This window comes from Lacticaseibacillus salsurae, from assembly GCF_045862175.1.
Classification (GTDB): domain Bacteria; phylum Bacillota; class Bacilli; order Lactobacillales; family Lactobacillaceae; genus Lacticaseibacillus; species Lacticaseibacillus salsurae.
The window spans coordinates 1-10,168 of sequence record NZ_BAAFZI010000067.1; the positions used below are offsets into that span (position 1 = coordinate 1).

17 protein-coding genes are annotated in these 10,168 nt (G+C 47.1%); 3 read left to right on the forward strand and 14 right to left on the reverse strand.

The window, feature by feature from the left end:
• A partial coding sequence (locus ACKTSG_RS12665; protein WP_407891817.1) for a transposase occupies nt 1–253 on the forward strand: 253 nt, incomplete at its 5' end.
• A gap of 199 nt (nt 254–452) precedes the next feature.
• On the forward strand, nt 453–1,619 hold the full coding sequence (locus tag ACKTSG_RS12670) for a toprim domain-containing protein (protein ID WP_407895269.1): 1,167 nt from the start codon (nt 453–455) through the stop codon (nt 1,617–1,619).
• A 253-nt stretch (nt 1,620–1,872) separates the two neighbouring features.
• Here the strand turns inward: ACKTSG_RS12670 and ACKTSG_RS12675 are convergent, their stop codons facing one another.
• The 14 genes from ACKTSG_RS12675 to ACKTSG_RS12740 all read right to left on the reverse strand — a co-directional run bounded on the left by ACKTSG_RS12675 (nt 1,873) and on the right by ACKTSG_RS12740 (nt 9,811).
• Complete coding sequence (locus ACKTSG_RS12675; RefSeq protein WP_152164869.1) at nt 1,873–2,136, reverse strand: helix-turn-helix transcriptional regulator; 264 nt, start codon at nt 2,134–2,136, stop codon at nt 1,873–1,875.
• Nucleotides 2,137–2,238: 102 nt separating this feature from the next.
• A complete protein-coding gene (locus ACKTSG_RS12680) occupies nt 2,239–2,559 on the reverse strand; it encodes a helix-turn-helix transcriptional regulator (protein ID WP_054719243.1) in 321 nt (106 codons plus the stop codon).
• Complete coding sequence (locus tag ACKTSG_RS12685) at nt 2,556–2,927, reverse strand: type II toxin-antitoxin system RelE/ParE family toxin (protein WP_407895271.1); 372 nt, start codon at nt 2,925–2,927, stop codon at nt 2,556–2,558. The genes ACKTSG_RS12680 and ACKTSG_RS12685 overlap by 4 nt, the downstream gene beginning before the upstream one ends.
• Before the next feature lie 286 nt (nt 2,928–3,213).
• Nucleotides 3,214–3,492 carry a type II toxin-antitoxin system RelE family toxin gene (locus tag ACKTSG_RS12690; protein WP_054719237.1) on the reverse strand — a complete coding sequence of 93 codons (279 nt, stop codon included), beginning with the start codon at nt 3,490–3,492 and terminating at the stop codon, nt 3,214–3,216.
• Nucleotides 3,489–3,719 carry a type II toxin-antitoxin system RelB family antitoxin gene (gene relB / locus ACKTSG_RS12695; RefSeq protein WP_054719233.1) on the reverse strand — a complete coding sequence of 77 codons (231 nt, stop codon included), beginning with the start codon at nt 3,717–3,719 and terminating at the stop codon, nt 3,489–3,491. Before relB ends, ACKTSG_RS12690 begins: the two co-directional genes overlap by 4 nt.
• An 81-nt stretch (nt 3,720–3,800) precedes the next feature.
• Nucleotides 3,801–4,208, reverse strand: a complete 408-nt coding sequence (locus tag ACKTSG_RS12700; protein ID WP_274259481.1) for a hypothetical protein — start codon at nt 4,206–4,208, stop codon at nt 3,801–3,803.
• Between the two features lie 59 nt (nt 4,209–4,267).
• Nucleotides 4,268–4,507 carry a hypothetical protein gene (locus ACKTSG_RS12705; protein ID WP_274259479.1) on the reverse strand — a complete coding sequence of 80 codons (240 nt, stop codon included), beginning with the start codon at nt 4,505–4,507 and terminating at the stop codon, nt 4,268–4,270.
• 86 nt (nt 4,508–4,593) lie between these two features.
• Entirely contained in the window at nt 4,594–4,839 is a 246-nt protein-coding gene (locus tag ACKTSG_RS12710) for a hypothetical protein (protein WP_274259477.1), read from the reverse strand.
• 1,370 nt (nt 4,840–6,209) lie between these two features.
• A complete protein-coding gene (locus ACKTSG_RS12715; RefSeq protein ID WP_407895275.1) occupies nt 6,210–6,599 on the reverse strand; it encodes a hypothetical protein in 390 nt (129 codons plus the stop codon).
• 405 nt (nt 6,600–7,004) lie between these two features.
• Nucleotides 7,005–7,688, reverse strand: a complete 684-nt coding sequence (locus ACKTSG_RS12720) for a hypothetical protein (RefSeq protein WP_056962354.1) — start codon at nt 7,686–7,688, stop codon at nt 7,005–7,007.
• 66 nt (nt 7,689–7,754) lie between these two features.
• On the reverse strand, nt 7,755–8,090 hold the full coding sequence (locus ACKTSG_RS12725; protein ID WP_152164666.1) for a helix-turn-helix transcriptional regulator: 336 nt from the start codon (nt 8,088–8,090) through the stop codon (nt 7,755–7,757).
• A gap of 13 nt (nt 8,091–8,103) precedes the next feature.
• Nucleotides 8,104–8,427 (reverse strand): type II toxin-antitoxin system RelE/ParE family toxin, encoded by a 324-nt coding sequence (locus ACKTSG_RS12730; protein WP_407895277.1) that lies wholly within the window; start codon nt 8,425–8,427, stop codon nt 8,104–8,106.
• Between the two features lie 236 nt (nt 8,428–8,663).
• Nucleotides 8,664–9,554 (reverse strand): IS3 family transposase, encoded by an 891-nt coding sequence (locus ACKTSG_RS12735; RefSeq protein ID WP_407895281.1) that lies wholly within the window; start codon nt 9,552–9,554, stop codon nt 8,664–8,666.
• Nucleotides 9,555–9,559: 5 nt separating this feature from the next.
• Nucleotides 9,560–9,811, reverse strand: coding sequence for an IS3 family transposase (locus ACKTSG_RS12740; protein WP_002820011.1), 252 nt, complete (start codon nt 9,809–9,811; stop codon nt 9,560–9,562).
• A 158-nt stretch (nt 9,812–9,969) separates the two neighbouring features.
• Here ACKTSG_RS12740 and ACKTSG_RS12745 point away from each other — a divergent pair.
• Nucleotides 9,970–10,168, forward strand: a 199-nt coding sequence (locus ACKTSG_RS12745; RefSeq protein WP_407895279.1) for a helix-turn-helix domain-containing protein, incomplete at its 3' end; no start/stop codon positions are given.

Consider the following 10,168-nt stretch of genomic DNA (forward strand, 5'->3'; position numbering starts at 1 on the left):
CTCAACTTTTGCACGGAACACTGCACGAGCCTTGATCACCGGTATTGCCTATAACCTGGTTCAGCTCTTTAAACAGCTCTTTGTCTCGGAAGACCGTCGTTCAACCATCTCCTCGCTACGGTTCAGTCTCTTTCACATCGCCGGTAGGATTACTTGGCACGCCCGTCGTGTGGTGATTCATCTTGCTTCTAACTATGTTTACAAGAACTGGTTTAGTCGGCTCATGGACGAAGTCCATCAGTTGGCGACCTGAACTGAATAACTGAATAGGTCGTGCGTCGAGCCGAAAACTGGGTCGGTCTGTTCGTGGTGCATCGATCACCAACTTCTCCGCTCAGTCAGTATTCGCAACGCTCCAAACGTTGCTTTCAGACCGGCCAGATGCAATTTCATGTCCCCAATACCGAGGTGAATAATCCAGGTTTATACAACAGAATCAAAATGGTGATGTGGTGTTCGTTTGGGCAAAGAGCGGTCGACGCGTTGGAGCAGCCACACAAGGGACAACAATTGATTATGATGAGAACGGGCATCGTGGTACAATCAAACGCATTATGAAGAATTCGGAGCAAGACTTTGGGTTCAACTTTTCGATTGGTAGGCCAGATCGGCTACTTGTTTTTGAAGCCCCAATCGACGCGCTGTCTTACCTATCAACTCATCCTGAAACGAACAACACCATGTTTCTATCCATGGATGGTTTGAAGCCAGCAACCGTGACTAAGGGAATTCAGTATATGTATGAGCTTACTGGCGATGTTCCAAACAGTATTGGTTTTGGCGTTGATAATGATGCGGCTGGGCATACCTTTTTTGATCGGATGATGAAAGAGCACCAATTTGTTATTCAAGAAACGGGTGAGGTCTTACCATATTTTAACTTAATGACGCACGATCGGCAGATTCCACAGGATCGAGCTGCGGTGTTACGGGGTGTTGGCAAAGCTGTTGGTGTTGACTGGCGTGATCTCGCAGCCATTGAAAAAGCCGAGACCAACTTTAGTAGCAAGCGCGAACTTGCTAACGGGTTTGATTTTCATGGCGGGTTCATCGGTGGTTCAGATAACGTTAGTAAGCCCTACACAGGGACTCAATACGCTGATCGGGCGACCGAGATTGCAACGCAAATGAAGCTGGTAACGAAGGAAGAAACGCCGGATTTTGAGCTTCTGGTTCGTCGACTTCAACCTGGTTTGTCTGATGAAGTTCGGACGAAGTTTGCTGGAAAAATTGGCAGCTATGCCCAGCAATTTAGAAAAGGGTACGAACCCGTAGCACGCCCAATCAAGGACTGGAACGACGACTTGAAAGCTATGCGATCTGAGTCACTGTCTGCGGCGCTAGGACGTCACGTTTACGCTAAGGATGGTCAGCAAATTGTTTTAGATCGTACGCCCAATAGCGACGGTACCACACATTATCAAGCCGTTAATCGCTTCGATAAGACTATCGGCTTCTTTGAAGCGGATTCGCCTCAAGAAATGGCTTATCTGATTAAGACCTACGGATATAATGCCGTCGATAAACAAGACGAGCGGGTCATGGGGGCTAAGGCAGAGCAGCCTAGGAGCAAGGCGCAGCCGCGCCAGCAAGCGGCGCAACGGGCACTTGCTAGATAAATTAGGTATCCAAGGCGGCGGTGTGGCTACGACTAGCGACGTGTGCGGGTGGTTTTCCCGTGCCGTCGCATTGCGTTGCCTTGACCAGAACCTTGCGACGACAGATAACGCTGCCGTGCCGCGTGGGCGGGCCAGGCGCCCCACGGCACCCGGCCGGAACGGCCGGATACGCTGATCCGCCCCGCACAAAACAAAGGAGACAAGCGATGCCATGTGCCTCGCTTGCCTCCTATTTGTTTGCCTTTGATTCAGACTAGATGGTCACCCAATCGTATCTTTTCAGGTAATTCGGTTGGTCAGGTTTTTCGTATTTTGACGGTGCAGCCGTATGCATTAGACGATAGTTTGTGTCTAGCCGTAGCAGCAATTTGGCCGGTGTTCCGGTAACCAGCTCGATTGATTTTGCGACGCTTGCTGAAATGAAAGCTTTGTGATTGAGAACCTTGGATAGATGCTTTTGAGAAACGCCGATACGTTCGGCAAAGTCAACTTGAGTGATGTGGAAACTGTCTAGAATTTATTTAAACCTCCTAATCCACGGCCTCAAGCGTCTGCCAAACAGGGACGCTGTAATCGTAAGTTTTTGACGTTGGTGCCGTCGATCAAATTAGACTAGATGCTATGCAATGCTCGCCGGTCCAATCGTCAATTTGAGTGGGCGACCCAGCGCATTTGCAAGTTTAGTCAACGTATCGATGGAAGTGTTGTTACCATTTTCAATACGAACAATCGTCGTCTTAGGTACACCTGACTTGTCCGCCAGCTTCTGCTGGGACAAACCTGCTTCCTCGCGCGCTTCAAGCAGAGCCATTGCACTTGCCATTTTGTTTTTTTCTTCATTGTAGACTTCACGGTATGAGGAATCTTTCATCATTTCCGCGAAGTAGGCGTCGAGATCACCGGTGTGTTCCATTGTGAATTCGTGCAGGTCTTTACTCATTTGTCGTCTTCCTCCTTGTAGGTTTGATAGAACTCAGCTCGTAGGTCGATTGAATGATCAATTTCTCGCTGTGGCGTCTTGTTTGTCTTCTTGGAGAAGCCATGGGTGATGACATAATCACTGCCAGATACGTGAAAATATAAACCGCGCTGATAGGTTTTTCCTTGTCGTGAGCGCAACTCATATAAATTGGTTGTGAGCTTCTTGACCAGCAACCGTTGAGCTGCTTCTTGTAAACCGAGTTCTTCCGTAGTATGGATGGCTAACTGTAATTTTGCTCGTTCCTTGAGTGGTAGCGAGTCGAGAAATTCAATGAATCCCATGTGGCCGTTCGGCCGCTTGTAAGGTCTAAATTTGGGCATTTCCATAATGAAACTATACCATATATTGAACCAAAAACAAATATGTGACCGCAACGTGAGCTAACCAGATTATTGGTAAGAAACCACGAAGGTGCTATTTTTGACTGTCAATGATCGATTCACGAGTTTCCTTTTCCATCTTGTCGAGGTATTCGGTCACATACCGTCGATCTAGCAAGTGCGCAACGCACCCCCAGAGCACCCGGCCGGGACGGCCGGCTATAATGAGCCGTCCTAGGCAAAGCAAAGGAGGCAATCGAGGCTGTGCGCCTGGTTGTCTCCCTTTTGTTTGCTATTTGTTAGTGTACACGTCGTTTCGTTTCGCAACTTTAACAACCAAAATCTCAAATTTTCCGTCGTTGATGTCGGCAATCACGCGGTAGCTACCGATTCGGTAGCGCCAGAGTGTACCTAAGTCACCTTCCAAGGCTTTTCCCCATGCGCGCGGATTATCGTATCCTTCAATGTGCTTGTCCAACCACCGAACGATTCGTCGTTGAACCTGTTGGTCAAGCTTAGAGAAATTCTTTTCAGCAACTTTATCAAAACTCCAGTGATATTCCTTGCTCATGCGTCCATGCCTAAACGCTTAAGGATTTCAGAACGGCTTACAGTTTCGCCGTGACTCGCGGCGAGGTTGGCTTGTGCGTCTTTGTAGTCTTCTTCGTCTTCCATGCGTTCAAGTACGGCTTGACGCATGTACATTGTGACGGATACACCGTTAAACTCAGCGAGGCGCTTAACCTTGTCATATTGGTCATTTTTGAAACGTAGCGATGTTACAGTTGTGTCTGCCAAAGTAATCACCCTTTCAATTTATTTTGATTGTACCACAGAACAGGCTTCAACAGAAGCCTGTTCTGAATGAGTGGCTTATAATTAGGCTAGTAGTGCACCACGGTCGCGGGTTGGGGTGAGTCGGTCTTTAAGGCTGGCTAAAAGCGCCTTATCACTTTCGGTTTTGAGCGGGCCACAACTTTCGGCAATCAGCAGTATCGCTTCCAGAGCCCGCTCGCGATTGTAGTGAGGAATAATATGAGCAAGGTCAGTCATGATTGAGCGTGTTGGGCTATAACGATAGGACTCAAGTGGTAACCAACATGTCGGGTCGTTGCGATTCATGGTGAGGTTGGCGGCGTAGTTCATTCGTGCTAACTGAGTGATGATTTGTTCTAAAATAGTGACGTTGGTAGTGCCAAGTAACCGGAATTGGTGGCATTGAACGTAAACGCCAAGGGCGTCGAACACTTCACGCGTCACTGGAAAAATGGTTTCGTTGTTAGTCATATAAATTATCTCCTTTGAGTTGTCCACAGCCCGTTTCGGCGGGTTGCAATTTATTCCGATTACTTGTAAGCTGAACCTTGTAAAATGATGAAACTGGTCAAGGCCAGAAAGGCTAGGAATATTCCCAGCGTAACTGTGACCCCGATCAACAGCTCTTTAAAGCTCATACGTTCATTTTCTTCCAGCTCACACAAATCATAAAAGCTATCTAGTAATCCTCGAAAAAGTTCACTAATAGCTGATACAATCAGTAATGCCGTTCCAGCGGTGTTACTGATTTTTTTTGATCTGATTTCCATAGTGTTCCTCCTGTTGAGATTGATATTTTGACGTTGGGTAAAACGACACTATCTCATAAGCACCACCTCCTTGAAGTGTCCTAAAACTAGGCGAAAATCATCAAACGTTGCCGTGGTGTTGCGGCAATGTGCTTGGTGATAAGCTCTAGTGTGAGGCAATACTCACCACCGTATTGCTGGTAGAGGCGCGTTTTGTAAACTGGTTGCCAGTCGTAAGTGCTGTAAGCATCTAGGATAGCTTGAAACTCTGATTTGGTAAGGTGGCAAACTTGCTTACGTTCCTTAAGTTCTCTCTTGATGGCTGGGTAGTCTTTCATGGTGACTTCTTTCATGATGTAGTCCTCCTGTTTGTGGCGGCTGGCCCTTCTAAGGAAGGTTTTTGTCGAGCCGTCTTGATGACACATTCGTACCGGCAGCGGGTGAGGTGACAAGGGTAAGCGCAGCGCAAGTCAAAAAGTTTTGTGGAACCGGGCTTGTGGAGCAAAAGTTTTTGCGGCCCTTTTCTCCGAACTTAGGGGCGCTTCCGACTTGTCGGTTAGCGCCCCTGGTGCTGGTCTAATGTTTCAATCAAGGCCACGAGAACCTTCCTTAGAAGGTCTTGGCGCATGCGCCCGCGGCGTTGCCGCGTGGGTTATGTTAGTGCCTAGATTGAATGCTGAATATCCGACTAATTGAATCTATGGTCATTTGGGTTGTTGCCCAGCCACTGTCTAAGAAGCGTGAACAACATAGCCGCGATGAGCGCGTCGGCTTGGCGCGCCATCGCTTCATTAAACGGCTTGTAGATCGGGCTTTGATTTGGAAGCCGTTGTCCCGGTCGGACTCGGCAGTGTGAAAATAAGATTGAATGAATATGCACGAATCTTGCAATAATTGGGCTTGAAGGTGGTAACAAAACGTCGAGGGGAAGCGCCTCAGACGGGTAGTTGTTCGGTTGAATCGTCTAAACCACCTCAGAATTCGCGATAAGAGATAACGAAGCCGGCATGACTCAGCGTAGGCTTCGCTGAGTCATGCCGGCGGACCAGTGCAGTTGGCCAGGACTACGAGTCAGCGTGTGCTGCTGGTTTTGCCGTGCCGCGGCATATGGCTGCCTTGATCGTTTGCTTGCTACGACGGATAACGAGGCCCACGAACCGAGCGGGTGTGGCGCCGGTTCGCGCGGCCGGAACGGCCGCCTTCTACTGCCAACTGCACTGGTCCGCCGGCCGCGTTTTTCAAAAAAAGCGCCGAATCCCTTGATACTGTAGGGATTCGGCGCATTGTGTAGCATAATGGAATCAGCAGAAAAGTTTAATGAGCGGTGGTACGAATTTTGAAAGAGGGTGAGGCCTATGGTGTAAAACCCTTGGCGTCAGATTCTGGTAGAAAGGAGTACAGCAAGGCTTGTGGTTGGTGCATTAGTGTCAATCACAGCCATCATCGGTGCGCTGGTAGTCTTGGTCAATGTGGCAACACGTTTGGTTAAGGCGTTGACCCGCCTGCTTCAAGCAGTGCGCAAGCTGATGGTGGCGTTCGGGGAAATCCGGAAAAAATGAGCAAGCAAAAAGCCGCTTTCAACTTTGTCTAGTCTAGCGGCTTAATTGCTTGGTAGAAAGACCACCGTTCTTAAAACGGTTCTGCGACGGGGCGTTGTCTTTCACAGAGGCAACGCTCTTTGTGTCTATAGTATATCATGTTTTTATTTTATAACCAAGTAGGACTAGCGTGTTGGCGTTGGTGCCATGGCGTCGAGGATTTTAGGGTCAATCATTGATGCCTTTTGGGCCATAATCGCATCAGCCATGCGACTAACCTTGCCATTAACTTCTGCACCAGCTTTGTCTGGTGCGGTACCAAGCTCGACATAAAGCATGGCCTCGACAAACCATTTACGGTTGCCTTTATTTAGGGACGACAGCATCTTGTAGTAATTGTTGGTCATTTCGAGGCTAACAGAATCAGCATAGACTTCTTCAATCGACTTGGATAGAAGCTTCTTGTAATGTTTTTTGGGGACATTGGTTTCTTCGTAGCAATAAGTCATGTCACTCATGGTCTGGGCGATTTTGTCACACGATTGCTTGATGATTTCATCGTAAGTAGTTTTCATGGTATTTCCTCCTCAATTTTGACGCTCTCAAGAGCTGATCTACGTCTTTCGACGTCGTAGCCGTAACACCGACCGGCTGGCACATACAAGGGAGTGCCGTAGGTGTTTGTTTGCGGTTTTTGCAAAAAAATACCGCCCCTTGTATGGGACGGACGGTTGGTGTAGCCGCACAAGCGGCGTTAGGCGGAGTGCGAAAGACGTTGATTAGCCCTTGAACTTGATAAGCAAGGTTGATAGCTGAGCGGAAAGTTACACAATGACCGTGACGAGCGCGAAAGGGCCCTTGGGCCGCGCCGTCACATACTGATGAGCTTCCTACTGCGGGGTCTGTGCAGCAGGAAGCGGTCTTGAGTGGATCAAAAAACCGAGCGATCGCAGCACTCCTGCTAGTCGTTCGACTTTATACTAGCGTGGTTTGGGACTATTTGGCCAAATAGGCATATTCTGGATACGTCGGATTTGTTTACGAATTCCAGCACGTTTCTCTTTGTTACGTTTATGCGCCAAGTAATGTTCGCGATTTCTTCCTAGCTTTTGTTCTCGCTTTACGCGGATCTCATCGACACGAATCTTTAACGCTGCGACTTGATCAGGGGTGGCCTTGGCCTCCGTGAATCCAATGATTGATGCGGAAGGCTCAACTCTGCCGCTAGGCGCTTTTACCTGGTTACCCTTGACGGTAAATGCGTAGATGACTTGTTGCGGGCCTGATGGCGTAGGAACAGTCATCAGCTGACCAAATCTGGCATCATGATAAGCAACGGTATCAGGGATCAGCCATTTATACATTTGAGGGTTGATTGATCCTGATTCGCTCGGAAAGAAGCCAATCGCAATTGGAACTGCCATCTGTAGCTTGACCCTTGCTGGCTTTTTGGGAAGTCCTGTAGGGTGGAGTGGTGCGAGTCTTGAGCCCAGCTCTAAAATCTGCTGGTTGCGTTCCTCTAAGATCCGATGCTTTTCGGATCGCCGTTGGGCCTTGGTCATTTTAGCGGGATCTGATGGAATCGCCTTAGTTGCAGAATGTTGGCGATTTGGTGTAGAAGGTTTTCTTACGGTGCGTTTTGAAATTCTGATTTTTTCAGCCATTGCTCCTCCTATCCGTGATCCTTAGATCAAGGAGCGCTCAGATCATTTGGCACTCCTCATTTACGATTAAGCCATCGCCCAATCGTATTGCTTCAGAAAGTCGGGATCATTGGTCTTATCGCTTGGAGTTGGCTTATTTGTATGAGCCAACCGGTAGCGTGTGTCTTTAGCAAGCAACATATAAGCTGGGATCCCTGTAACTTCTTCAATCGAAAGTGCTACGGTTGGCGAAATGAATGCTTTACGATGAAGGACTTGAGATAGATGCTTCTCGGAGATTCCGATACGCCGTGCAAACTCAGCTTGAGTAATGTGGTAGAAGCTAAGCGTTTCTTCAATCGTATCAGCTGCCGAAAATTCTGCAAGATCAGTTGGTACAATTTTGTTATTTCGATTCAACATGGGGCAAACCTCCTTAGTGGTAGTCTTCAATTTCTAGGATTACGATTGTTACTGCTTTTGATGTTTTTGTGGTCAGTTCGTCATATCGATTATAACCTTCAAAAATCATCCGCCAATTAGGACCTACGTCAACCGCGAATTGATTCTCGCGATCACCATGTAACGGATGTAAGCGGGCAGGAGGAAGACGAGAAATATCATCTAGCGTTGAAGCCTCCTCAAAATCAGAAAGTCTTTGGCCAATGCGGTTAGCTCGATCACGTCCGAAAGTCTTGGTCCGCAATCTGGGATTACTAAGAATCTTTGTTAACTTAGTAGTGTCACCGAAATATTCCATTTCATTACCTCATAGGTAATATTACCACTTTGGTAAACAAAAAACAACATCCAACGAATTTTGGTTATGTGACACAATGGATATTGTGTCACATAACACGGAATGGCCCTAGCATGGATTGAAGTCAATATTTGAGACAGATTTTAAGAGACATTCAGAACCGCGTTTACCTTCCACAGCTCAAATAAATCATTAATCGCGATTAATAACTTATTTGAACCCTGGAAAGCATTAAATCAGGCGGCCATTTGGCTCGTAAGTGTTGCAATTTCAACTTGTAAGGGGGTCTGGTAGCCCAGTGAACTATGAATTCTCTTCCTATTGTAGAAAGCATGCACATATTCAAAGAGGACGGCAGCGGCAGTTTCATAATCTTCAAAGACCGGCACTGGATAAACACATTCCTTTTTGAGGGAAGCGTGAAAGGATTCCATTGGCGCATTATCATACGGACAACCCTTACGGCTGTATGAGTGGTGGATATGTAATTCAGTTAAACGTTGATTGTAATCATCGCTGGTATACTGTGATCCTAAATCCGTATGAATAATCAGGTCCCCAGTAATGGTTCGATTTTTAACCGCGCTTTCAAGGGTCTTCAAGACTAAATCAGTATCCATCTTTTTTGAAAACGAATAGCCGATAATCCGTCGTGAGTGCAGGTCCATGATGGTTGATAAGTAACACCAGCCATTACGCTTCGTTTGAATATAGGTCATATCAGCGGTCCATTTTTGATTTAAACCAGTGGTCGAGAAATCCTGCTTAAGCAAGTTGGGACGCTGTTCAACCTTGGTTTTGGAAGCCGAAGCCGCTTTCCACTTATTGACGGTAACGGAGTGGATATCCAGTTCCTTCATGATCCGGGAGATCCGTCGTGGACTGCACCGAAGCTGCAGTGGTTGAAGTTCCAGATTCAATTCATGGTGGATCTTCATAACACCGTATCGCTGCTTAAATTCCGCAAAGATCCGCAGAATCCGTTGTTTCAAGTCCGCATCTTCGGCCCGGCGTTTTGAAGGTTTGGGGGATCGATAACGATAATACTGAGCTCTGGAAACACCGAGGATTCGGCACATCTTGGTTACCTGGTGGTGATGGCTTTCTTGGTGAATGTAATCAAAGATATTGGTTACTTCTGCGCAAGGAAGCCTAGGGCTTTTTTTAGGATTTCGTTCTCCTCAGACAGCGAAGCCAGTCGCTTTTCCATCGCTTTGATTTCGTCTGGCGATTTACCGGATTGAGTTTTGGCCTGGCCCTGGATCCACTTATGAACTGTTGAATAGCCAATGCCATATTCTCTGGCCAGTTGGGCAGCTGATTCGCCTTGCTTATATAGGTTGATAATGTTTTGTTTGAATTCTTTGTCGAAACGAGTTGGCATGTAAAAATTCCTTCCTTTTGAGAGACGATTTATTCACGCGCATTTTAGAATCAAATTAGCCACTGTCTCAAAATTTTTTGGACAATAAAAAACATCAAGAACAGATATCCTGTATCATTGAAGTTCCTACACAAACAATGGAAGAGGATATTGTCTTGATGCAGAAACAGGATACCACACACCGCCAAAAAGGTCAGCACTTAACATCACTCGAGCGCGGAAAAGTGGCCGGATTCCGCCAAGCTGGGAAGTCCAATCGTTGGATTGCTGCTGAAATTGGCGTCTGCCCGCAGACCATTAATAATGAAATCAAGCGAGGTACAGTAGATCAGGTCAAGAAGAGTAATGGCAAGCGCG